This window comes from Desulfuromonas acetexigens, from assembly GCF_900111775.1.
GTDB classification, from domain to species: Bacteria; Desulfobacterota; Desulfuromonadia; order Desulfuromonadales; family Trichloromonadaceae; genus Trichloromonas; species Trichloromonas acetexigens.
On the sequence record NZ_FOJJ01000023.1, the window covers coordinates 144329 to 165795 of the forward strand.

26 protein-coding genes are annotated in these 21467 nt (G+C 59.6%); 3 read left to right on the plus strand and 23 right to left on the minus strand.

What is annotated here, in order from left to right; translation table 11 throughout:
- Positions 1-307 precede the first annotated feature (307 nt).
- The 18 genes from BQ4888_RS09615 to BQ4888_RS09700 all read right to left on the minus strand — a co-directional run bounded on the left by BQ4888_RS09615 (position 308) and on the right by BQ4888_RS09700 (position 14506).
- The gene (locus tag BQ4888_RS09615) at positions 308-1618 is read right to left on the minus strand and encodes a homoserine dehydrogenase (RefSeq protein ID WP_092056780.1); all 1311 of its coding nucleotides are present in this window, start codon (positions 1616-1618) and stop codon (positions 308-310) included.
- 52 nt (positions 1619-1670) lie between these two features.
- Entirely contained in the window at positions 1671-2126 is a 456-nt protein-coding gene (locus BQ4888_RS09620) for a M17 family peptidase N-terminal domain-containing protein (RefSeq protein ID WP_092056782.1), read from the minus strand.
- A complete protein-coding gene (gene nusB / locus BQ4888_RS09625) occupies positions 2123-2593 on the minus strand; it encodes a transcription antitermination factor NusB (protein ID WP_092056784.1) in 471 nt (156 codons plus the stop codon). Before nusB ends, BQ4888_RS09620 begins: the two co-directional genes overlap by 4 nt.
- 5 nt (positions 2594-2598) lie before the next feature.
- Positions 2599-3063 carry a 6,7-dimethyl-8-ribityllumazine synthase gene (gene ribH, locus BQ4888_RS09630; RefSeq protein WP_092056786.1) on the minus strand — a complete coding sequence of 155 codons (465 nt, stop codon included), beginning with the start codon at positions 3061-3063 and terminating at the stop codon, positions 2599-2601.
- Positions 3064-3088: 25 nt separating this feature from the next.
- The gene (locus BQ4888_RS09635; protein ID WP_092056788.1) at positions 3089-4294 is read right to left on the minus strand and encodes a bifunctional 3,4-dihydroxy-2-butanone-4-phosphate synthase/GTP cyclohydrolase II; all 1206 of its coding nucleotides are present in this window, start codon (positions 4292-4294) and stop codon (positions 3089-3091) included.
- 33 nt (positions 4295-4327) lie between these two features.
- Complete coding sequence (locus tag BQ4888_RS09640; protein WP_092056790.1) at positions 4328-4978, minus strand: riboflavin synthase; 651 nt, start codon at positions 4976-4978, stop codon at positions 4328-4330.
- Positions 4963-6069 carry a bifunctional diaminohydroxyphosphoribosylaminopyrimidine deaminase/5-amino-6-(5-phosphoribosylamino)uracil reductase RibD gene (gene ribD, locus BQ4888_RS09645; RefSeq protein ID WP_092056792.1) on the minus strand — a complete coding sequence of 369 codons (1107 nt, stop codon included), beginning with the start codon at positions 6067-6069 and terminating at the stop codon, positions 4963-4965. Before ribD ends, BQ4888_RS09640 begins: the two co-directional genes overlap by 16 nt.
- A gap of 83 nt (positions 6070-6152) precedes the next feature.
- Positions 6153-6626: a transcriptional regulator NrdR gene (nrdR, locus tag BQ4888_RS09650; RefSeq protein ID WP_092056794.1), complete on the minus strand. Its 474-nt coding sequence runs from the start codon at positions 6624-6626 to the stop codon at positions 6153-6155.
- Entirely contained in the window at positions 6623-7099 is a 477-nt protein-coding gene (locus tag BQ4888_RS09655) for a deoxycytidylate deaminase (RefSeq protein ID WP_092056795.1), read from the minus strand. Before BQ4888_RS09655 ends, nrdR begins: the two co-directional genes overlap by 4 nt.
- The gene (gene glyA, locus BQ4888_RS09660) at positions 7100-8350 is read right to left on the minus strand and encodes a serine hydroxymethyltransferase (RefSeq protein WP_092056797.1); all 1251 of its coding nucleotides are present in this window, start codon (positions 8348-8350) and stop codon (positions 7100-7102) included.
- Between the two features lie 257 nt (positions 8351-8607).
- Positions 8608-9063 (minus strand): ribose 5-phosphate isomerase B, encoded by a 456-nt coding sequence (gene rpiB, locus BQ4888_RS09665; RefSeq protein WP_092056799.1) that lies wholly within the window; start codon positions 9061-9063, stop codon positions 8608-8610.
- A gap of 2 nt (positions 9064-9065) precedes the next feature.
- On the minus strand, positions 9066-10298 hold the full coding sequence (gene fabF / locus BQ4888_RS09670) for a beta-ketoacyl-ACP synthase II (protein ID WP_092057132.1): 1233 nt from the start codon (positions 10296-10298) through the stop codon (positions 9066-9068).
- A 166-nt stretch (positions 10299-10464) separates the two neighbouring features.
- Positions 10465-10698, minus strand: a complete 234-nt coding sequence (gene acpP, locus BQ4888_RS09675; RefSeq protein WP_092056801.1) for an acyl carrier protein — start codon at positions 10696-10698, stop codon at positions 10465-10467.
- A 70-nt stretch (positions 10699-10768) separates the two neighbouring features.
- Entirely contained in the window at positions 10769-11506 is a 738-nt protein-coding gene (gene fabG / locus BQ4888_RS09680) for a 3-oxoacyl-[acyl-carrier-protein] reductase (RefSeq protein WP_092056804.1), read from the minus strand.
- Positions 11507-11579: 73 nt separating this feature from the next.
- Entirely contained in the window at positions 11580-12494 is a 915-nt protein-coding gene (gene fabD, locus BQ4888_RS09685) for an ACP S-malonyltransferase (protein WP_092056806.1), read from the minus strand.
- A gap of 87 nt (positions 12495-12581) precedes the next feature.
- Entirely contained in the window at positions 12582-13652 is a 1071-nt protein-coding gene (plsX, locus tag BQ4888_RS09690) for a phosphate acyltransferase PlsX (protein WP_092057134.1), read from the minus strand.
- Between the two features lie 24 nt (positions 13653-13676).
- Entirely contained in the window at positions 13677-13856 is a 180-nt protein-coding gene (gene rpmF / locus BQ4888_RS09695) for a 50S ribosomal protein L32 (protein ID WP_092056808.1), read from the minus strand.
- Positions 13857-13957: 101 nt separating this feature from the next.
- Positions 13958-14506 (minus strand): YceD family protein, encoded by a 549-nt coding sequence (locus BQ4888_RS09700; protein WP_092056810.1) that lies wholly within the window; start codon positions 14504-14506, stop codon positions 13958-13960.
- Between the two features lie 284 nt (positions 14507-14790).
- On the opposite strand from BQ4888_RS09700, the gene mazG reads away from it, so the two are divergent.
- Positions 14791-15462 carry a nucleoside triphosphate pyrophosphohydrolase gene (gene mazG, locus BQ4888_RS09705; protein ID WP_170232812.1) on the plus strand — a complete coding sequence of 224 codons (672 nt, stop codon included), beginning with the start codon at positions 14791-14793 and terminating at the stop codon, positions 15460-15462.
- 266 nt (positions 15463-15728) lie between these two features.
- Complete coding sequence (locus BQ4888_RS09710) at positions 15729-16121, plus strand: FxsA family protein (protein WP_092056813.1); 393 nt, start codon at positions 15729-15731, stop codon at positions 16119-16121.
- Between the two features lie 82 nt (positions 16122-16203).
- Here the strand turns inward: BQ4888_RS09710 and BQ4888_RS09715 are convergent, their stop codons facing one another.
- The 3 genes from BQ4888_RS09715 to BQ4888_RS17575 all read right to left on the minus strand — a co-directional run bounded on the left by BQ4888_RS09715 (position 16204) and on the right by BQ4888_RS17575 (position 17438).
- Positions 16204-16605: a hypothetical protein gene (locus tag BQ4888_RS09715; protein WP_092056815.1), complete on the minus strand. Its 402-nt coding sequence runs from the start codon at positions 16603-16605 to the stop codon at positions 16204-16206.
- A 177-nt stretch (positions 16606-16782) separates the two neighbouring features.
- Entirely contained in the window at positions 16783-17259 is a 477-nt protein-coding gene (locus BQ4888_RS09720) for a ferritin-like domain-containing protein (protein ID WP_092056816.1), read from the minus strand.
- Between the two features lie 14 nt (positions 17260-17273).
- Positions 17274-17438, minus strand: a complete 165-nt coding sequence (locus tag BQ4888_RS17575) for a hypothetical protein (RefSeq protein WP_092056818.1) — start codon at positions 17436-17438, stop codon at positions 17274-17276.
- 464 nt (positions 17439-17902) lie between these two features.
- On the opposite strand from BQ4888_RS17575, the gene BQ4888_RS09730 reads away from it, so the two are divergent.
- Positions 17903-18886, plus strand: coding sequence for a glucosaminidase domain-containing protein (locus BQ4888_RS09730; protein WP_092056820.1), 984 nt, complete (start codon positions 17903-17905; stop codon positions 18884-18886).
- Here the strand turns inward: BQ4888_RS09730 and BQ4888_RS09735 are convergent.
- Together BQ4888_RS09735 and BQ4888_RS09740 are read right to left on the minus strand one after the other, a co-directional pair.
- Positions 18863-19900, minus strand: coding sequence for a polysaccharide deacetylase family protein (locus BQ4888_RS09735; RefSeq protein ID WP_170232813.1), 1038 nt, complete (start codon positions 19898-19900; stop codon positions 18863-18865). The two genes, BQ4888_RS09730 and BQ4888_RS09735, sit on opposite strands and share 24 nt — an antisense overlap.
- A 76-nt stretch (positions 19901-19976) precedes the next feature.
- On the minus strand, positions 19977-21395 hold the full coding sequence (locus tag BQ4888_RS09740; RefSeq protein WP_240746321.1) for an HD domain-containing protein: 1419 nt from the start codon (positions 21393-21395) through the stop codon (positions 19977-19979).
- Positions 21396-21467: the final 72 nt, after the last annotated feature.

Sequence of the window (21467 nt, forward strand, 5' to 3'; positions counted from 1 at the left end):
TCCAATGATATATACTAATAGTCTATTCTTGATCGATGCCCACATCAAGCAGAAATCATGTTGCTGAAATAAAAAAGGGGGTTACGAGGCCGCAAAACGTAGCAGCATCCTGCTCGTTGAATAGATGGGGGAGATACTTGCGGTGGATCCCCCGCCGAAGCCGATAGAGGATTTTCTCCTCCAAATCACCATTCAGCCGCCACAGCTGAATCGATTGCGCTCACGCGCCACGCGCCCCTGCCCCGCCAACAAGAAAGGCGTCCCTTCGGACGCCTTTCTTGTCTTCAAAACTCCACTGGAATCTTCCCTACCCCAGCTCGTTCTCGATGCGGATGAAGCGGCTCTGTTCCTTGATCACCGCCAGGGCGTCGATCTCGGCCAGGGCCTTGCGGACATTGGCTTCTTTGGCGTCGTGGGTCATCATGACGATGGGCACGCCGCCGCCGATCTGCCGTTCGGGCTGGATCATCGAAGTGATGCTGATCTCGTATTTGCCGAGGATGCCGGAAACCTGCGAAAGCACGCCCGGTTTGTCGTCGGCGGCGAAGCGCAGGTAGTATTGGCTGACGATGTCGTCCATTGGCTTAATCGCCAGATCCTTAATCGCTTCGGGGACGTAACCCAGTGCCGGAGTGCGGCCGGCGACGCCGCAGAGCATGTCCCGGGAAATGGCCATGACATCCCCCATGACCGCGCTGGCGGTGGCATCCATCCCAGCGCCACGACCGTAGAGCATGGCCGGGCCGAGGAAATCGCCGACCAGGCGCACGGCGTTGAAAGCGCCGTGAACGTCGGCCAGGGGGTAGTTGTCGGGAATCATGGTCGGATGGACGCGGGCCTCGATCTGGCCGTTTTCGTTCTTGCCGATGGCCAGCAGCTTGATACGGTAGCCGAACTGGCTGGCGAAATGGATGTCAAGGGCCGAGATGTTGCTGATCCCCTCGGTGTGAATGTCCTTGAAACGCACCCGGGTGCCGAAGCAGAGGGAGATGAGAATGGCGAGTTTGTGGGCGGTGTCGATCCCCTCGACGTCAAAGGTCGGGTCGGCCTCGGCGTAGCCGAGCTCCTGGGCGTCCTTGAGCACCGCGCCGTAATCGTCGCCGTCGTTGGTCATGCGCGACAGGATGTAGTTACAGGTGCCGTTGAGAATACCGAAAAGGCTGGTGAAGCGGTTGGCGCAGAGATTTTCCCTGATCGCCGAGATGATCGGAATGCCGCCGCCGACCGCCGCCTCGAAATAGACATCCACCCCTTTCGCCTCAGCCGCCGCGAAGATCTCCGCGCCGTGCAGGGCGAGCAACGCCTTATTGGCGGTGACCACGTGCTTGCCGTTAGCGATAGCCTTGAGCACGAAGCTGCGCGCCGGCTCGTAGCCGCCGATCAGTTCGATAACCAGATCGATGGCGGGATCGCTGAGAATGGCGTCGGCGTCGGTGGTGAGCAGTTCGGGGGCGACGGTGACGGCGCGCGGGGTCTGGATGTCGAGATCGGCGATGCGGGCCAGGGTCAGCTTGGCGCCGAGACGATCCTGCAAAAGCTGGGCGTTGTCCTGCAGCACCTTGACCACGCCGGTGCCGATGGTGCCGAAACCGAGCAAGCCTATCTTGATTTCTCTCATGGAATCCTCGTCTATGGATGATGCATGAAGGGACGGGAACGAAACCGAACGATCAGAGATCGTCGTCTATCGCCAGCCGACATTCCAGGTCGGGGTCGGCGACTTCAGCCAGAAGCTCGGCCAACGTCTTCTCCAGAGCTGCGGCCTCTGCCGCATCGGCGGCGCTGAGGGCGATGGCCAAGCGGGTGAAGCCGGCCTGTCGGCAGACATCGAGCAGATGGCGCAGAAGCTTGCGGGAAGAGGCGGAGAACCGCGCCGGAGCGGGCCCAGCACCGACGAAGAGGGCCCAGTCCGCAGCCAGTTTACCGTTGTTGGCGACCAGGATATGTTCGCCGAGCCTGCCCTCGGCTTCGCCGTCGAGGAGCATGCGGGTGAGCCGCCCGTTCAGCCGCCAGTCAAGGAGTGCGGCGCCGCCCCGGGGCGGTCTGAGATCGCTGAAGAAGAAGGCGGCGGCCACGTCCCCCGGCAGCCGGTCAAGGGGTTCGTCGGACCGGCTCAGGGCGCTCATGACCCGGCGGGACGACAGGCGCGGGAGATTTTGTCGAGAATGCCGTTGACGAAGGCCGGGGTGTCCTTGGTGCCGTAGATCTTGCCGATCTCGATCGCCTCGTTGATAGCGACACTGGCAGGCACGTCGGGACGGGCCATCAACTCGTAAGCGGCCAGCCGCAACAGCGACAGATCGACCCGGGCCATGCGGTCGAGAGCCCAGTTGGTAGAGAGCTCTTCGATCATCTGGTCGATGCGTTCGAGATAGTCAGCCACACCGCGCACCAGCCCCTCGGCATACTCCCGCACCTCGGGAGGAATCGGCCGATGGGATTCGTCGTGGGGATCGCCGAGGACATCGTCGCGAAAGCGAAAATTCGCCCAGAAATCAGCGAAGACCTCTTCTAAGGACGAGTCCTGATCCTGCAAGCTGTAGATGATTTTCAGGGCGAGCTCCCGCCCTTGCCTACGCATTCCCTTGGCCATGAATCCTACAGTTTCTTCAAGAAGTTGACCATTTCAATGGCGGTGACGGCGGCCTCGAAGCCCTTGTTACCGGCCTTGGTCCCGGCCCGCTCGATGGCTTGCTCGATATTGTCGGTGGTCAGCACGCCGAAGGCCACCGGCAGACCGCTCGCCAGTCCGACCGAGGCCAGCCCTTTGGAGACTTCGGCGGCGACATAATCGAAATGGGGAGTGGAGCCGCGAATGACCGCGCCAAGGCAGATGAGGGCGTCGTAACGACCGCTCTGGGCCAGGCGCTGGGCCGCCAGTGGCAGCTCGAACGCGCCGGGAACCTTGGCGATGTCGATCTGTCCGGCATCGGCGCCATGGCGCACCAAAGCATCGACGGCCCCTTCGACCAGACGGTCGCAGATGAAGCTGTTGAAGCGGCTGACCACCAGCCCGAAGCGCAGCCCGCCGGCGTCCAGATGTCCTTCGATCACATTGCTCATGAATTCTTCCCTTCCCACATCCGGCTTAGAGATTTTCCAACAGATGGCCGAGTTTCTCGCGCTTGGTGGCGAGATAGCGCTTGTTCGTTTCGCAGGCGGGCATCTGGATCGACACTCGCTCGACGACCTCCAGGCCGTAACCTTCGAGGCCGATGATCTTCTTCGGATTATTGGTCATCAGACGGATCCGGCGCACCCCCAGTTCCGAGAGGATCTGCGCGCCGATGCCATAATCCCGCAGGTCGGCCTTGAAACCGAGGGCCTCGTTCGCCTCGACGGTGTCACAACCCTCATCCTGCAAGGCGTAGGCCTTGAGCTTGTTGATCAGACCGATGCCCCGCCCTTCCTGGCGCATGTAGAGGAGCACCCCGCAACCTTCCTCGTCGATCTGGTGGATGGCGGCATGGAGCTGCTCACCGCAATCGCAGCGCTGGGAAGCGAAGACATCTCCGGTCAGGCATTCGGAATGGACCCGCACCAACACCGGCTTTTCCGGATCGATGGTGCCTTTGACCAGGGCCAGATGCTGGGCCGTGTCGACGTCGTTCTCGTAGGCGATGGCGGCGAATTCGCCGCAGTCGTGAATGGGAATCACCGTCTCGGCAGCGCGCCGCACCAGCAGTTCCTTGCGCATGCGGTAGGAGACGAGATCGGCGATGGAGATGATCTTCAGATCATGCTGCTTGGCGAACTTCTTCAGTTCCGGCAGGCGGGCCATGGTGCCGTCTTCATTCATGACCTCGCAGATCACCCCGGCCGGCTTGAGCCCGGCGAGGCGGGCGAGATCGACGGAGCCCTCGGTCTGACCGGCGCGCACCAGCACCCCGCCCTTCTTCGCCCGCAAGGGAAAGACGTGGCCGGGGCGGGCGAGATCGCGAGCGGTGCTTTCGTCGGCGATGGCGACCTGGATGGTGTGTGCCCGATCGGCGGCGGAAATGCCGGTGGTGACACCGCGCCGTGCCTCGATAGAGACGGTGAAGGCGGTACCGAAGGACGAGGAATTATCCCGCACCATCAGCGGCAGGTCGAGATGATCGGCCCGCTCCTCGGTGAGGGAGAGGCAGATCAGGCCACGCCCTTCGCGGGCCATGAAGTTGATGGCTTCGGGGGTGACCTTTTCGGCGGCCATGGTCAGGTCGCCTTCGTTTTCCCGGTCTTCGTCATCGATGAGAATGACCATTTTGCCTTGGCGGATGTCTTCCAGGGCGGCTTCGATCTTGGCGATGGGCATGAGTAAAACTCCTTTTTTCGGCCCGCAACTATGTCACAGAAATCCATGCTTGGCAAGGAATTCAAGATCGACGGGAGCGCGGCTTTCGCTGCGGGGGGAGCGCCCGAGCAGGCGCTCCACATACTTGCCGAGGATGTCCGTTTCAATATTCACCCGTGCCCCGACCTTGGCCTCCTTGAGGGTGGTCAGCGCCAGGGTGTGGGGAATGATCGCCACGGAAAAGGTTTCGTCGCCGACGCTGTTGACGGTCAGGCTGATGCCGTCGATGGCCACCGAGCCCTTCTCCACCACGTAGCGGTTGACTTCGGTGGGGAGGCGGAAAGTCAGGCGCCAGGCGTTGCCATCCCGCTGCGCTTGCTCCAGGGTCCCGACCGCGTCGACATGACCGCTGACCCAGTGTCCGCCGAGCCGGTCGCCGAGGCGCAGAGCCCGTTCGAGATTGACCCGGCTGCCGGGAAGGAGCGCGCCGAGATTGGAGCGGCCGAGGGTTTCGGGGGAAACGTCGGCCGTGAAAGAGCCACCGCCAAAATTCGTGACCGTCAGGCAGATGCCGTTGACGGCGATGCTCGCCCCCAACTCCAGCTCATCCATGGGGATGGCGGTCGCCACGCTCAGGCGGGCGCTATCGCTCCCCTTGCGCAGTTCGCGCACCGTGCCGAGATCCTCGATCAGTCCGGTGAACATGGCGGCACCTCCCCTTCAATCAGCAGATCGTTTTCAAAGCGGCTGAAATGGACATCCTCCAGACAGAACGCGTCGGCCAAACGGGCCACCCCATTGCCGGCGAAGATGCCGTAACCATCGGCGCCCCCCACCAGCTTCGGCGCGACAAAGACGAGCATACGGTCGATCAGCCTTCGGCGCAGAAAAACGCCGTTGAGCCCGCTTCCCCCTTCGAGGAGCAGGCTCTGCACCCCCCGGGCACCGAGCAGGCGCAAAAGGGCGACGAGATCGACATGCCCGTCGGGGCCGTCGAGCACCTGCACGTCCACCCCGCGCGCGCGCAACCGCTCCAGTTTTTCCTCGGGGACGGCGGAAGTGACAGCGAGCAGGGTCGGCGCTTGGGTCGTATCGAAAATCCGGGCATTGGCGGAGCAGCGCAGCTGCCCATCAACGATCACCCGCAGGGGATTGCGCCCCCTCTCGGGGAGCCGGGTGGTCAGTTGCGGATCGTCGTGCAAGACGGTGCCGCTGCCGACCAGAATGGCGTCGATGCGGTCGCGCAACCGATGCACATGCAGGCGGCTGGCACCGCCGGAGATCCAGCGGGAATCCCCAGCAGCGGTGGCGGTCTTGCCGTCGAGGGTGATCGCCGTCTTCAGGGTGACATGGGGCAGACCGGTGCGGACGTGCTTGGCAAAGGGGGCGATCAGACGCCGGCAATCTGCTTCGCAGACCCCGACCACCACCTCGATGCCGGCAGCACGCAGGCGGGCGATGCCGCGACCGCTCACCTGGGGGTTCGGATCTTCGCAGCCGACCCAGACCCGCGCGATCCCGGCGGCGATCACCGCCTCGCTGCAGGGGCCGGTGCGGCCATGATGGCTGCAAGGCTCCAGGGTGACATAGAGATCGGCCCCTCGGCTCCGCTCGCCGGCTTGACGCAAGGCGAAAATTTCGGCGTGCGGCTCCCCGGCCGCCGGATGGTAGCCCTCCCCGACGACCTCGCCGGCGGCGACCACCAGCGCCCCCACCGGGGGATTGGGACGGGTCCGTCCCTCGGCCCGGCGCGCCAGGGCCAGGGCCTGTTCCATATATTCCACAGCGGTCGGCATAAAAGCTCCAGAGTCGAAAACAGCAACTCCCCGACGGCGAATGACCCCCGGGGAGCGCGAATGACGGCCATGAGCAAAAGGGCTTAGGGGGCCTTCTTGCCCTGGCCCTTGGCAAGAATGTCGGTCAGTTCAGCCATGAACTCATTGATGTCGCGAAACTGGCGGTAGACCGAAGCAAAACGGACATAAGCCACCTCATCCAGCTCGTGCAGAATGTTCATGACCGCTTCACCGATGCGGCTCGATTCGATTTCCTTCTCGCCGCTCTCCTGCAAGGACTGCTCCAGACGATCGACCTCTTTCTCGATCACGGCGATGGAGATCGGTCGTTTTTCGCAGGCGCGCTGCATGCCGGCGATGATCTTGGAACGATCAAAAAGTTCTCGCCGGCTATCCTTCTTGACCACCAGCGGCAGGGTCTCCTCGACCCGCTCGTAGGTGGTAAAACGCTTTTCGCAGGAGATGCACTCGCGGCGGCGGCGGATGTTGTTCCCCTCGCGACCGAGTCGGGAATCGACCACTTTGGTGTCGTGATAGGAACAAAACGGGCATTTCATCGGCGCTCTCCCTGGCTCCGTCCGGCGACCTGGCTGAATTCGAGAACTTCGACCCCCGACTCGGCGAGCATCTCCATGGAGAGCAGATCGGGATAGCCCTCCTTATAGATGATCCGCTGGACGCCGGCATTGATCAGCATCTTTGAACAGATGATGCAGGGGGAATTGGTGCAGTAAAGGGTGGCGTCGGCGATATTGATCCCATGCTTGGCCGCCTGGATGATGGCATTTTGCTCAGCATGGAGGCCGCGACAGAGTTCATGGCGCTCGCCGGAGGGGACATTGAGCTGCTGACGCAGACAACCGGCCTGCTCGCAGTGGGTGATTCCCGAAGGGGTGCCGTTATAGCCGGTGGCGAGAATGTTCTTCCCCTTGACCATTACCGCACCGACCTGGCGGCGCAGACAGGTCGAACGTCTGGCCACCAGGCAAGCGATTTCCATGAAATACTCTTCCCAGCTTGGACGCTCCATCTAAGTCAAGCGATGGGCGTAGAGGGGGAATTTTTTGCAGAGTTCCTTGACCTCGGCGCGGATTTTCGCCAACTCCTCGGCATTCTCCACATTCTTCAGGGCGCGGTCGATCCAGCCGGCGACCAGCTCCATTTCCGCTTCCTTGAGGCCGCGGGTGGTGGTCGCCGGCGTGCCGATGCGGAAGCCGCTGGTGACGAAGGGCGACCGGGTATCGAAAGGCACGGCGTTCTTGTTGACGGTAATTCCGGCCTTTTCCAAGGTGGCCTCGGCCACCTTCCCAGTCAACTCGGTACCGGAAAGATCAACCAGCATGAGGTGATTGTCGGTACCACCGGAAACCAGATTGAAGCCACGCTTGGTCAACCCGGCGGCCAGAGCCTGGGCATTCTTGATGACCTGGGCGGCGTAGACCTTGAAGTCGGGAGCGAGGGCTTCCTTGAAGGCCACCGCCTTGGCGGCGATGACATGCATCAGCGGTCCCCCCTGGATGCCGGGGAAGATGTTGCTGTTGACGGCCTTAGCGAATTCTTCGCGACAGAGGATCATACCGCCGCGGGGGCCGCGCAGGGTCTTGTGGGTGGTGGTGGTGACGAACTCGGCGTGGGGGACGGGATTGGCATGAAGACCGGCGGCGACCAGGCCGGCGATGTGCGCCATATCGACCATGACCAGCGCCCCGACCTTGTCGGCGATGCGGCGGAAAGCGGCGAAATCGAGGGCGCGGGGATAGGCGCTGGCGCCGACGACGATCAGCTTCGGCTTGTGCTCGACGGCGAGACGCTCGACTTCGTCGTAATCGATGGTGCCGGTTTCCTTCTTGACTCCATAGGGAACGATATTGAAGAGCTTGCCGGAGAAGTTGACCGGGGAGCCGTGGGTCAGGTGGCCGCCGTGGGCCAGGTTCATGCCGAGGATCGTGTCGCCGGGGTTACAGACGGAGAAATAGACCGCCATATTGGCCTGGGAGCCGGAATGGGGCTGGACATTAGCGTGTTCGGCGCCGAAGAGCTCCTTGGCTCGATCGATGGCCAACTGTTCGGCCTCGTCGACGAACTCGCAACCACCGTAATAACGCTTGCCGGGATAGCCTTCGGCATATTTGTTCGTCAGTACCGACCCCTGGACTTCGAGCACATTCTCGCTGACGAAGTTTTCCGAAGCGATAAATTCGAGGTTGTATTCCTGACGCTCGGTTTCCCGGCGGATGCTGGCTGCGATTTCCGGATCGAACTGGGCAAGTTTCTCGGACATGATTTAAAGACCTTTCAGTGCGAGGTAGCCCCCGCGAAACATGATGGCGTCGCAAAAACTCACCAACTTCTGCGTTGCTGCAACCGGCCCGCTGCTTCGACGTACATAAGTACGCCTCATTGCTTGCCATTTGCGCGCCTTGCATTTGGCGCTTTTTGCTTAGCCATACAACCCTGATGCTTTTTGCAAAAGCATCAACCATGAGTGGCAAAAAACAAAGGGCAGACCCGCCGGCCTGCCCTGAAGAGCGCCGGCCGTCAGCGGGCGGCCTTGCGGACTTCGTCCTCGATCCGACTGATTTTGTCGAGGCGCCGTTGATGACGATCTCCCTCGAACTCGCTGTCGAGCCAGATCTCCACCAGGCGGCAGGCGATCTCAGGGGTAATGACTCGGCCGCCCATCACCAACACGTTGGCGTTGTTGTGCTCCTTGGCCATACGCGCGGTAAAGGGGTCATTGACCAAGGCGGCGCGCACGCCGGGGAATTTATTGGCAACGATGGACATACCGATACCGGTGCCGCAGATCAGAATGCCTCGTTCGGCCTCGCCGCTGGATACGGCCCGCGCGACCTTTTCGCCGAAATCGGGATAGTCGACGGAATCGCCGTTGTCAGTACCGAAATCCCGGACGGAGAGGCCACGAGATTCCAGACACTTATAGATGGCGTCCTTGAGTTCAAGTCCGCCGTGATCGCTCGCTATGACCATCATCATCAAACCTTTTTGAAGATCAGGGTGCCGTTGGTGCCGCCGAAGCCGAGGGAGTTGGACATCGCCACCCGGACCTCAGCCTGACGGGCCTGATTCGGTACATAGTCGAGATCGCACTCAGGATCGGGTTCCTCATAATTGATGGTCGGCGGTACCGCGCTACGCTCCATGGTGAGCAGAGAGTAGACCGCCTCGATGCCGCCGGCGGCGCCCAGGGTATGGCCGGTCATGCTCTTGGTGGAGCTGACCATAAGCTTGCGCGCGTGCTCGCCGAAAACACTTTTGATCGCCATGGTTTCGTAGAGATCGTTGAAATGGGTCGAGGTGCCGTGGGCGTTGATGTAATCGACTTCCTCGGGATTCATGCCGGCGTGCCTCAACGCCATCTTCATGCAACGCGCGGCACCCTCGCCGTCGGGACCGGGCGCGGTGATGTGATGGGCGTCGCCGGTAGCGCCGTAGCCGACGACCTCGGCATAGATTTTAGCCCCGCGTTTTTTTGCCGACTCGTACTCTTCCAGCACAACGATACCGGCCCCCTCGGCCATGATGAAGCCGTCGCGCCCCTTATCGAAGGGACGACTGGCGCGAGTCGGATCGTCATTGCGGGTGGAGAGGGCCTTCATGACGTTAAAGCCGGCGATACCCAAGGGAGTTATGGTCGATTCGGCGCCGCCGGCGATCATCGCGTCGGCATCGCCACGCTTGATGATGTGATAGGCGTCACCAATGGAGTGGGTGCCGGTGGCGCAGGCGGTAACGGTGGAAAGATTCGGCCCCTTGGCGCCGAAACGGATGGAGATATGGCCGGGCGCCAGATTGATGATCAGCATCGGGATGAAAAAGGGCGTGACCTTTTTATAGCCGCCGTTCATCAGCACTTCGTGATACTTTTCGATGGCCGGCAGACCGCCGAGGCCGGCACCGACTACCACGCCGACGCGTTCGGCGTTCTCTTCGGTGACCTGCAAACCGGAATCTTTCATGGCCATATCCGAGGCGGCCAGCGCATAATGGATGAAACTATCCATCTTCTTGACTTCTTTTTTGTCGATGAAGTCCTCGGGATTGAAGTCCTTGACCTCCCCAGCGATCTGGCTGGGCAGGTCGGAGGCGTCAAAGCGTGTGATCCGGTCGATTCCGGACTTTCCCGCCATCAAGGCCGACCAGTTCTTTTCGGTCCCGGTGCCCAGGGCGGAAACGACACCGACTCCCGTCACGACGACTCTTCGCATGATTTCTTCCTCCATCGACGCGCGATCTACTACCGCGGACTAGCTATTTAGAACGATTGAATAGATTGAGACTGTTCAAGATCAAGAAAACTGAGTACACGGGGGGAGCCAATCAAGAAAGGAGGAGAAAACCGGGTTTTCTCCTCCTCTCCTTTTGATCAGCGGATCAGGAATTTTCGCCGAGGTAATCAATAGCGTCCTGGACCGTCAGGATTTTTTCGGCATCTTCGTCGGAGATCTCGATATCGAATTCTTCTTCGAGAGCCATGACCAGTTCCACGGTGTCGAGGGAATCGGCGCCAAGATCATCCATGAAAGATGCGTCGTTGGTCACCTGGTCGGCATCCACACCCAGTTGTTCCGCCACAATCTGCTTTACTCTTTCGTCAATAGAAGCCATCTGCTTCACCTCCCTTTGTGTTTCGAGCCGATCTCCGATCGGGCCGGTATTTGTGTTGCTTTTGCGGTCTTTACATGTACATGCCGCCATTCACCGCCAGCACCTGCCCGGTAATATATCCGGATTTCTCCTGGGCGAGGAAAACAACGGCATGGGCGATATCTTCAGCGCTGCCGAGACGCTCCAGAGGGATCTGGGCTGCCAGTTCCTCACGGGTCTTCTCGGGCAGGGCGTCGGTCATATCGGTAGCAATGAAGCCGGGAGCCACGGCGTTGACCGTGACATTGCGCCGCGCCAGTTCGCGGGCGTTGGAGCGGGTCAGCCCCATAAGGCCGGCCTTGCTGGCGCAGTAGTTGGCCTGACCGGCGTTACCCATCTGCCCGACCACCGAAGCGATATTGATGATCCGGCCGTAGCGCTGTTTCGACATCACCTTAGCGGCCGCCCGAGAGCAGAGGAACGCCCCCTTGAGGTTGACATTGAGAACGGCATCCCAATCCTCATCCTTCATCCGCAGCAGCAGGGCGTCGCGAGTGATACCGGCGTTGTTCACCAGGATGTCGACGCGGCCGAAAGCCTCCACCGCGGCCTGAACCATTTTTTCGGCATCAGCGCTCAGGGTCACGTTTCCCTGCACGGCAATCGCTTCAGTGCCGTTGGCCTTCAGTTCGGCGACCATGGCCTCAGTGGCGGCTAAATCAATATCGACGGCGACAATCTTGGCACCGCAGGCGGCCAGGGCCAGGGAAATGCTTTTGCCGATGCCCCGGGAAGCCCCGGTGACAATGGCGACACGGTCTTTGGCCATGGTGATTCCTTTCTTTACCAGTAAAGGTTCCGCCCTGTCAATGCGCCATTCGGCGAAAAAGGACGGATGGCGATTACAGTTTTTTTAGACTGGCGACATCCTCGACATTTTGCGCGGTCGCACCCTTGGCGATGCGCTTGATCAGCCCGGAAAGAACCTTGCCGGGACCGATTTCAATAAAGCGCTCCACCCCGAGCTCGGCCATGCAGGCCACCGACTCATCCCAGCGCACCGGAGCGCTGACCTGACGGACCAGCAACTCCTTCAGGCGGGCCGAATCCTTGTTGGGACAGGCCTCGACATTGGATACGACGGGCAGGTTCATGGGGGCGAAGGCAATGCCGTCAAGCACTTCCGCCAGGCGCCGCCCGGCCGGTTCCATAAGGGCACAGTGGAAAGGTGCGCTCACCGGCAAAGGCAAGGCCCGTTTGGCACCAGCCGCCTTGGCCAATTCGATGGCGCGATCGACCGCTTCGGCGTGACCGGCGATGACCACCTGCCCCGGACTGTTGAAATTGGCCGGGGAAACGACCTGGCCCTGAGCGGCCTGGGCACAGATCCCTTCGATGGCACCCTCTTCCAGGCCCATCATTGCTGCCATGGCGCCGACGCCGACCGGTACCGCTTCCTGCATGAAAGCGCCACGCTTACGAACCGTACGCACAGCATCAGCAAAACTCAGAGTCCCGGCGGCCACCAACGCGGAGAATTCCCCGAGGCTGTGACCGGCGGCGTAATCGGGCCGCAGTCCGGTCTCCTGCTCCACCACCCGCAACGCAGCAACACTGACAGTCACGATAGCCGGCTGAGTATTGGTCGTCAGCCGCAGATCTTCCTCGGGACCATTGAAACAGAGGGAAGCGATATCAAAGCCGAGGGCGTCGTTGGCTTCCTGGAAAAGCTGTCGCGCCACAGGAAAATTGTCGGCCAGGTCGCGACCCATGCCGGCGAACTGGGAACCCTGTCCGGGAAAGACAAAAGCGAGCATTGAACGACCGCCTTCCTTATAAAAATGAAACGGAGTCACTTATTCGAGTCACTTATTCGCAACAGGAATAAAAGAGATCTCCGAAACTCAGAGCCCCGCGACCCCGACGGCAACGTCGGAAACTTCTTCCTGACGCTCCAGCATCGCGGTAAGGGATTTTTCGTCGAACAGGCTCTTGCTCAACTGAGCCACGAGGGCTTCATTGATGGCCTTGGCCACCGATTCCTGAGCCTGGAAAATCGCATTCTGGAGGGCCTTGACATTGGAACCGCCATGGCAGATGACCCCGGTTCCCTGGATGCCGAGGAGGGGAGCGCCACCATATTCGGCGTAATCGACCTTCTTCTTGAACGCCTGGAAAGCCGGCCGAGCCAACAGATAACCCAACTTGGCGAAAAACCGTGTTGAGATCTCCTGTTTGAGCATCGAGCCGATGGCATCGGCCAGTCCCTCGGAGAGTTTCAGCACCACGTTACCCACAAAGCCATCGCAGACGACCACGTCGACCGAGCCGTTAAAAACGTCGCGTCCTTCCACATAGCCGACATAACCAGAGCGGTTGCCCTTAAGCAGGCAGTGGGTGCTACGGGTCAGATCGTTACCCTTGCACTCCTCTTCGCCGTTGGACAAAAGACCAACGCGCGGGGCCGCCTTGCCCAGGACATGACGGGCATAGACTTCACCCATGAGAGCAAACTGGGCGAGATGCTGGGGTTTGCAATCGACATTGCCGCCGACATCAAGAACCAGGGTGTTGTCCTTGCGGTTGGGCATAATGGTGGCGATGGCGGGGCGGTCGATCCCTTTGATCCGGCCAAGGACGAACATTCCCGCGGCCATGGTCGCCCCAGAGTTGCCGGCACTGACAACCGCCTGGGCTTCGCCGGTTTTCACCAGATTGAAGGCGACCCGGATCGACGAGTCTTTCTTTTTACGCACAGCGTCGGAAGCGGAATCGTGCATGCCGACGACTTCGCTGGCATGACGCACGGCAATCGGCAAATCCGCGATCTGGTGCTTTTTCAGCTCGGATTCGATACGGGCCGAGTCCCCCACCAGCAGGACGGCAATGCCCCAGCGCCGGGCGGCCGCAACCGCGGCTTCGACCTCGACCACAGGGGCGTTATCGCCACCCATGGCATCGACCGCTACAACGATTTTCCCACTCAAGGAGAAAGCTCCCTAGTCCTGGGCGGCGATAATTTCTTTGCCTTTATAGGTGCCGCAGGCAGCACAAACGCGATGGGGCTGCTTGGGCTCTTGGCACTGGGGGCAGATGGAAATGCCGGGGGCGGTCAGAAAGTCATGAGCACGGCGCATGTCGCGCTTGGATTTGGAAGTCTTTTTCTTGGGTACAGCCATGGTCGTTACTCCTTGTAGGCCGGGTCAGTCCGGCGGTCATTCACCTTCGCCTTCCGTCTGGTCGGGAAAGGCCCACCCTTTAAAGGGTTAAAGGGTGACAATCATTTATCGATCTTTAAATCTTTGAGCGCGGCAAATTTCAGACTGAAATCCGTCGGCGCGCAACGGCACTTTTCGTTATTGAGATCGGCGCCACACCGGGGACATAAGCCACGGCAACTGGGAGCACAGAGAGGATGAAAGGGCATCGCCAGCACCACCTGCTCCTGCACCACCTCGCGCAGATCAATCTCATCCCCTTGCAACAAGACCAGACCCATTTCTTCGGCGCTGATTTCCCGCCCGTCCTCGTCTTCTTCCCCTTCGATCTCAGGAAGTTCCCGGACATAGGTTAGCTCAAAGGAGGTATCCAGAACCACCAACGTCGGCTTGAGGCAGCGGGAGCAGGGCGTTTCCACGCAGGTCTCGATGCGGCCGGAAACCTCGAACATGCCGCTTGCCGGCTGAATCCGCAAAGTAACCCGCAAGGGTTCGGGAAAACGGCATTCGCGACGTTCCTGAAGCTCGGCGAGTACGGGGAAATTGGCGGCCGGCTCGACAAATTCCAGAGCCAGTCCTTCATCCCTGATGTCATGAACGGAAAGACGCATGCCACCCCCAGCCACACAGAAAGAAGTTATGTATAGGAACTTCCCCCGTTTTGTCAAGGGAAAACCTGGCCTGGCCCCTACCCTTCCCAAGGCCGCCCCTTTTATCCCAATCCCGTTGGTTTTGCAAGTGATTAATTGTCCTGTACGCCACCCTTCTTGAAATCCTTTCACGCATGGGGTAGGGTCTTGAATTGGACCTTTTCGCACCGTTCCACCTCACTTCGAGCCGACATGCCCCGATGACCTCAAACCTCTCCGACAAGACTCCGGCCGCCCTCACCCGATTGCTCACCATCATGGAGCGTCTGCGTGCGCCCGGGGGATGCCCCTGGGATGCGGAACAGACCCCCGAAAGCCTGAAACCTTATATTATTGAGGAAGCCTATGAGGTGGTGGAAGCTATTGACCGGGAGGACGTCGAGGACCTGCGAGACGAATTAGGCGATCTACTTCTGCAAGTTGTCTTTCTCGCGAGAATCCACGAGGAACGAAAGAACTTCGCCATGGCCGACGTAATCGGGGCCATCGCTGACAAATTGGTGCGACGTCATCCCCACGTCTTCGCCGGCATGCCCACCGGCGATGCGAAAATGCTCGCGGATCAGTGGGACGCGATCAAACGGTCCGAAAAACCCGAGAAGAACTCCGAGCACCCCCTGGAGCGCCTTCCTCGGCAACTTCCGGCCCTGCAAAAGGCTGGAAAACTCGCCAAAAAGACCGGCTTCAACGACGCAACCGGCGGCTTTACCGCATTTTTGGAGCAGGCCGAACGAGATCTGAAAGCCGTGGGTCAAAGTTTGACTGGCGACGACCGAGAACAAGCCCGTGAGCATCTAGGAGGTCTGCTCTTCACCCTCGCCGGACTCGCCGCCGCCCTCGATCAAGATGCCGAAGACATTCTGCGTGTTCACAACCAGCGGGTTTTGTCCCATCACATCAAGCAGGTTACAAAATAGATTCAGGCCGTTATTTTTCTTTTTTTACCGTGTGTACGGCAAAAAGCCCCGAAGACTCAAGGAGGTGGCGGGCTTTTCCACACAAGCTGTGGAGAGACTGTTGAAAACCATGTGGACAACCCGATAGGGACCCCGCTCGTCCACCCCCTCAGCATCTTGCTTATTTTTTAAGCATTAAATTTTGTAAGCAATTTCAACAGCTTATGGTTTTAATCTAAAAACACCGGGGCAGCATCAGACAAACACACCATTTTCAAGGATTTAACATGTTTATCCGTCTTCTCCTGCTTTTTACCTTCGTCCCAGTTCTTGAACTGATCATCCTGATCAAGGTCGGGGCCTGGATCGGTGTCGCGCCGACGATTGCCCTGATCCTGCTCACCGGCATCGCCGGCGCCTACCTGGCCCGGACCCAGGGCCTCGACCTGGCCATGCGCATTCAACGGGAACTGAACGAGGGACGCTTGCCCGCCGAGGAACTCCTCGACGGAGCCATGGTCCTGGTCGGCGGCATCCTCCTGTTGACTCCCGGCTTCTTCACCGATTTGACGGGCTTCATCCTCCTGGTTCCAGGGACCCGGCAGTTCTGTAAAAAGACGGTGCGCCTCTGGATGAAGCGCTATATCGATCAAGGGCGCATCACCATTCGCCGCTATTGAGTGCGCAATCCATGCGTTCTCCATGACAAAAAAAACCGTCCGAAGGCGGCATTCATGGAAAGTCTTGTGAAAAGACACTGAGTCAGGGGCACAATGGCCCCTCCTGACCAAGCCCGCCCATGTCATAAACGGCTTCTCCGGGCAAGGCCAATTCAGTGAGGGAAAGATCCGCGTCCCCCGGGAGCAGAAGGACCGACAGGGCGGGCCAAGGGGTCTGGAGTCTGTCCTGCCGAGATTCGGCCACTCCACCGGGAACCACCACCCCCTGGCTGAAAAAAACGATGCCGGCAACAAGCGGCAGCGCCACATTAGAAAGAAAGTGGAAAGACAGCCCCCGCTTCCGTCCCCAGATCTTCTTCATGGCGGTCAGCCGGAAAAATTCCTGTTCGGCCATGACCCGCCAGAGGGAGACGCCCACGATATAGAAAGCGAAAACCCCCATGGCCAGATGTCGATTGAACAGTTCGATAGCGGGAAATTCCATGGCACACCCCCCTCAGACGAGCGAAATAGCCAACAACCCGATTTACAAGAGAATTATAATCTCACCCGGCCACACCTGGCCAGCCTGTTTATAAACTATTCGATATGGTAGAAACAGGAAGCCCCGCTCGTTGGGCGGGGCCTCCTGTTGGTCATCGGTAGCGATCGGAGCAGGCTCTCAGTTTTCAGTCATGAAATACTTTTCGTAGAGGTCTTCCAGATCTTTGAGATGACGGGTTTCGTCATTGCCGATTTTTTCGAAGATCGAGCCCATGGGCGCACCCGTGCAACCGGCGGCCATCTTGCGGTAGAACTCAACCGCTTCTTTTTCCAGATGAATCGCGTAAGCGAGCGCTTCGCGGGCATCGGCGTCGGCGCGCAGTTCCTTGGCTTTGAGCACATAATCGAGATTCATGGTCGGAACCGGGCGGTTCATGCTCTCTTCGCCCTCCAGGGCTCCTTCGACCAGAGCTTTTTCCAACTGATGCTTGTGCTCAAGTTCATCAAGGGCCGCATCCTTCAGAATCATCTTGGCCTGACGATCCTTGACCTTCGCCATGGCCCGTAAATAGTTACGAAAACCGTTGTCTTCCATCTTGACCGCCATTTCGACAGCCGCTTCGAAGGTGTAGCACACCGCTCCCTGGGTACTCATAAGCCATCCTCCTGTCAGTAGATCACGATATAACCGTGCTTTTCGGCGATCTTGGATATTTCCAGGACATCCTGGATGCGATAACTGGAGCCGTCGAGGACGAACAGATAGCCCCCTTCCGGCTGCTCTTTGGCCAGACTAATCAGATATTCGAAACTCGCGGTTTTGATCGTTTCCATGTATCACCATCCATGAGTGATTCGAGAGCGAATTCTAATGACGAAACCTTTTACCACAGGCACTACAGAATCTCAAGCACCTAAAGCGGCGAACAGCTTAGGGGGACGGCTCAGCCAAGCACCGTAGTCGCTGTTCCAGGAAGCAAACGTTCTCTCATTTTTTTCACTTGATCTCTTTCTGGTTCGGCTATATCATCGGGTCAACTTCGACCTCTTCGGAGGCCGAGGGGTGACCCCGTGTACTCCCCCCCTCCGTACACGGGGTCTTTTATTGCCCGCCGCCAGCCTGCCTCGCCACCGTTGTCATCGCCTCTCCCTTGTTTTGGAAATCCCCGGTAAAAACATAAGCTTCCACTTGAGGCGCCAGAGGGCTTGAAATTTTGTCGATTTCATGCTAGGTTACGCAGCTTTCAAAAATTCAGACATTGCCGTTTTGCCATGACTGGAAGGAGTTTACGACAGCCATGAGAAAAATGATGAAGAAACTCTCCCTGGCCCTGCTTTTCATCCCCTTGATCTCCAGCAGCGCTTTGGCCCCCCAACCGGAAGTGATCCGTCCTCTGCCCATCCTGAGCGACCGGCCATCGAGCCATGTCGAACTGGAAGCTCTCTTCTCCCGTCACAACTACGAATGGAGCACGCTGGACGAAGGGATCCCCTCGATCTTTCTCGAAGGGTTGCCTGATGATCTCCACCGCATTTCCCAGGTCGACCGGAAAAAAGCCGTATTTTTCCTCTCCCTGCTCCCCGTGGTTCTTCGGGTCAACGAGGAAATTCGCGCCCAGAAAGACACCTTGGAGACCCTTCTGGAACGTTATGACCAGGGGCAGACCCTCTCCGCAGTGGAACGCGCCCGGTTGACCGCCATCGCCGGTGAATACAAGGTTGATGCCGACCCTTTAAGTAACGAACGAGCGCGCCGGACCCTGCTCAGCCGGGTCGACACCTTGCCGGCATCGCTGGTCCTGGCCCAAGCGGCGACCGAATCGGCCTACGGCACCTCACGTTTCGCCCGTCTCGGCAACAATCTTTTCGGGGAATGGACCTTCATCCCGGGCACCGGGATCGTCCCGCGCAACCGTCAGCCGGGGCGCACCCACGAGGTCCGCTCTTTCGCCTCGATCTACGAGTCCGTCTCCTCCTACATGAAGAACATCAATACCCACCGGGCTTATCAAACCCTGCGGGAACTGCGGGTGAAACTGCGGGCCGAGGGCAAACCCCTGCGCGGCGAATACCTCGCCGAAGGGCTCTCCCGCTATTCGGAGCAGGGTCAGGCGTATGTGCGCAAGATCAAGTCAGTCATTCGCAGTAACCGGCTGCAGCGTCTGACCTCGGTGATCTTCCGACCGGAAGCGCAACCCGCAGAGGAAGCGATCATGACCGCCGGACTCTTCTCCTCGGCGCAAGGCAGCTCCCGCTGGTCAGGGTCGCGGCTGGACCCATAACTGACTGAACCAATGCCACCCGCCGTTACGCCCTGGCGCTGTCAGGGTGTAACGGCCCCGGCGCCCCTCCAGGGGCGCGGACGCGACGACCCGATAACGTCCGGGATGCCCCGCAACCGGCTCCACAATCCCTCCTTCTTGCCCACCGACAAAGCAGCGCAAACCTTTCAGATCCGCCTCGCCATCAATGATTTCCACCAGCAGCTCCGGGGGATTTTTCCCTGTGATCACCGGGCTTTCTGGGCTCATCACCTTCAGTTTCAGCGGCCGCATGGCCAGCTTGTCCCGAAACTCGACGAAGGTGGCATAGGCTCCGCCCATGGGAAACCGGGGCAACACGAAAGGATCGGCCGCCGCCTCGACCACGCCCGAATGCTGGGCCACGGCTCCGGCAAAACCCAGTTCCCTGACCAGCTTCGCCACTTCCGGGGAATATTCCCCATAAGGATAGGCGAAAACCCCGCTCATCCCCCCCAACTCCCGTTGCATCACCGCGCTCGCCCGCTCGATATCGCCACGGATGCGCGTCAGCCAGGCGGCCTCATCCTCCCCTTTTTGCCGATCGAGCAGATAGGGGTGAGAGGCACTATGATTTCCGATCTCAACCCCTTCGTCGCGCAAAGCCCGCAACTGATCCCAACCGAGATAACCCGGCGCCCCTACCGAATCGGTGCTGACAAAGAGGCTCACCGGATAGCCGTAACGGCGCAGCAGCGGCATGGCACCGGTCAAAAAGCTCTCATAGCCATCGTCCACCGTGAGCACGGCACAGCGCTCCGGCAACGGCGTCCCCTGGGTGAGACGATCCACCACATCCCTCAGGGGGAGGACGGTATATTCCTTCGTCCGCAACAGTTCCAGCTGCTCGGCAAAGACCTCGAGGGCAATATTGGTGGAGGGATAGCGGGCATCGCCGAAGCGATGGTAGACAAACATGTTGGCCTGACCGGCCCAGGCCGGGGTGATGAGAGATAAGAACACCAAGAGCAAACCGAAGGAGAGAAAAAGACGCATAATCCAAACCTTTACACAAAGGGAAGAAACAAGGGATGGGAAAAATAGAGACGCCGGCATGGGAGCCGGCGACGGATCAAACTCTGGAACGCAGGTAACGGCGAATGGCATTACGGGCACGGGGAGTCACGGCCCATTCCAGCCATTTGGGCATCACCTGGGGAAATTCACTCTGTTCGATGCCGACCTGATCACCATCCATCAGGCGAGACTTCAGGGGGCGGGTCTGGCCGTTGATGCGGGCACGCATGGCCCGCAAGCCCAGCTCTTCGTGAATATCGAAAGCCAGATCGAGGGCGCTGCTCCCCTCCGGCAGGGTCCGGGTATCGCCCAAGGGAGTGTAAACCTGAATGGAGGCCGAGGCCAGGCGCAGGCTTTGCGTGTCAAAGGCCGACTCCCCTTCCAGCAGGGAGCGCATCAGCCCCTCGAAATTGGCCCGCCGGAACTCGAAACCCGGCGCGAGGACTCCTGCCTCGTTGAATCGCGCCAGCTTGCGCGTCGTGATCTCCACCCGCATCCGGTGTTCACCGGCCTGCACCGTGGTCTTCAGCGCCTGATAGCCAAACTGGGACATGACGTTGAGATGGTCGCGCAACTTACCGGGAATGGGATGAAAAAGCCCGTGCAGCAGCCCAAGGGCAAGATAGGCATCCATAGTCCGATCGACCTGAAGCTCCAATGTATAGAGGGTGGAAAACCCACGACCCATATTTTTCGCGGCGGCGATGGAAAAGGGGCGCCAACGGTCGCGCAGCAGTACCGGAATCTTGCGGTGATCAAACTCTTTATTGATTTCCGCCCGGATTTTGCGCAAAGGGGCTTCCATGTGCCGCCGCAGCTCCTCCAGGTTCTGTTCATAGCCCGTCGCCCGCCGGGGATAGAGAATCTTCAGCGATAGGGCATCCAGTTCAGAAGCGACGTACCCCATCCCCAGATGGCTGGCGAGGGGGACATAGACCGAACGGGTCTCTTCGGCGATCAAGCTCTGCTTTTCGGGTTTCAGGGCGCCGATGGTTTGCAGGTTGTCGATCCGGTCCCAGAACTTCAGACAGAGCACCCGCACATCCTCGATCGCCACCAGCAACTGCTTGCGGTAAGTCTCGGCCTTGAGGATCTCGCGGCTGACATTGTCATCGGCGGCCTTGGTCAGGCCATTGACGAGCAGGGCGACCTCGGGACCGAAGTCCGCCTCGATCTCGCCGAGAGTCACCGGAGTGTCCTCGACCACATCATGGAGGATGGCCGCCATGACCGAGGCAAAATCCATCCAGTGCCGGGCGGCCAGATGCGCCACCCGCAGTGGATGGAAAAAATAGGGCTCCCCGGATTTACGGAAAACCCCGAAATGGGAGTCGCCGGCGACCCGGAGAGCGCGATGGAGACTGTCGATAGACAGATCAAGCTCCGCCTCGCTCATCCCCCCACCGTAGTGGGTCACGAGCAACTCCATGATTTCGTTGATCAAGCGTTGTTCGGTGCGGCTGTCGTAAGTCAACCTGAAATCTCCGGGGCAAAGACGGCCAAGAACGAAGGGGAAAACGAGAATTTATCTTATAGAAGAAAAAAG

What these genes read in the sequence shown, in the direction of transcription:
- BQ4888_RS09615 (WP_092056780.1), bottom strand. Translation starts at nt 1,618, where the DNA reads ATGAGAGAAATCAAGATAGGCTTGCTCGGTTTCGGCACCATCGGCACC.
- BQ4888_RS09620 (WP_092056782.1), bottom strand. Translation starts at nt 2,126, where the DNA reads ATGAGCGCCCTGAGCCGGTCCGACGAACCCCTTGACCGGCTGCCGGGG.
- nusB (WP_092056784.1), bottom strand. Translation starts at nt 2,593, where the DNA reads ATGGCCAAGGGAATGCGTAGGCAAGGGCGGGAGCTCGCCCTGAAAATC.
- ribH (WP_092056786.1), bottom strand. Translation starts at nt 3,063, where the DNA reads ATGAGCAATGTGATCGAAGGACATCTGGACGCCGGCGGGCTGCGCTTC.
- BQ4888_RS09635 (WP_092056788.1), bottom strand. Translation starts at nt 4,294, where the DNA reads ATGCCCATCGCCAAGATCGAAGCCGCCCTGGAAGACATCCGCCAAGGC.
- BQ4888_RS09640 (WP_092056790.1), bottom strand. Translation starts at nt 4,978, where the DNA reads ATGTTCACCGGACTGATCGAGGATCTCGGCACGGTGCGCGAACTGCGC.
- ribD (WP_092056792.1), bottom strand. Translation starts at nt 6,069, where the DNA reads ATGCCGACCGCTGTGGAATATATGGAACAGGCCCTGGCCCTGGCGCGC.
- nrdR (WP_092056794.1), bottom strand. Translation starts at nt 6,626, where the DNA reads ATGAAATGCCCGTTTTGTTCCTATCACGACACCAAAGTGGTCGATTCC.
- BQ4888_RS09655 (WP_092056795.1), bottom strand. Translation starts at nt 7,099, where the DNA reads ATGGAGCGTCCAAGCTGGGAAGAGTATTTCATGGAAATCGCTTGCCTG.
- glyA (WP_092056797.1), bottom strand. Translation starts at nt 8,350, where the DNA reads ATGTCCGAGAAACTTGCCCAGTTCGATCCGGAAATCGCAGCCAGCATC.
- rpiB (WP_092056799.1), bottom strand. Translation starts at nt 9,063, where the DNA reads ATGATGGTCATAGCGAGCGATCACGGCGGACTTGAACTCAAGGACGCC.
- fabF (WP_092057132.1), bottom strand. Translation starts at nt 10,298, where the DNA reads ATGCGAAGAGTCGTCGTGACGGGAGTCGGTGTCGTTTCCGCCCTGGGC.
- acpP (WP_092056801.1), bottom strand. Translation starts at nt 10,698, where the DNA reads ATGGCTTCTATTGACGAAAGAGTAAAGCAGATTGTGGCGGAACAACTG.
- fabG (WP_092056804.1), bottom strand. Translation starts at nt 11,506, where the DNA reads ATGGCCAAAGACCGTGTCGCCATTGTCACCGGGGCTTCCCGGGGCATC.
- fabD (WP_092056806.1), bottom strand. Translation starts at nt 12,494, where the DNA reads ATGCTCGCTTTTGTCTTTCCCGGACAGGGTTCCCAGTTCGCCGGCATG.
- rpmF (WP_092056808.1), bottom strand. Translation starts at nt 13,856, where the DNA reads ATGGCTGTACCCAAGAAAAAGACTTCCAAATCCAAGCGCGACATGCGC.
- BQ4888_RS09700 (WP_092056810.1), bottom strand. Translation starts at nt 14,506, where the DNA reads ATGCGTCTTTCCGTTCATGACATCAGGGATGAAGGACTGGCTCTGGAA.
- BQ4888_RS09710 (WP_092056813.1), top strand. Translation starts at nt 15,729, where the DNA reads ATGTTTATCCGTCTTCTCCTGCTTTTTACCTTCGTCCCAGTTCTTGAA.
- BQ4888_RS09715 (WP_092056815.1), bottom strand. Translation starts at nt 16,605, where the DNA reads ATGGAATTTCCCGCTATCGAACTGTTCAATCGACATCTGGCCATGGGG.
- BQ4888_RS09720 (WP_092056816.1), bottom strand. Translation starts at nt 17,259, where the DNA reads ATGAGTACCCAGGGAGCGGTGTGCTACACCTTCGAAGCGGCTGTCGAA.
- BQ4888_RS17575 (WP_092056818.1), bottom strand. Translation starts at nt 17,438, where the DNA reads ATGGAAACGATCAAAACCGCGAGTTTCGAATATCTGATTAGTCTGGCC.
- BQ4888_RS09730 (WP_092056820.1), top strand. Translation starts at nt 17,903, where the DNA reads ATGAGAAAAATGATGAAGAAACTCTCCCTGGCCCTGCTTTTCATCCCC.
- BQ4888_RS09735 (WP_170232813.1), bottom strand. Translation starts at nt 19,900, where the DNA reads ATGCGTCTTTTTCTCTCCTTCGGTTTGCTCTTGGTGTTCTTATCTCTC.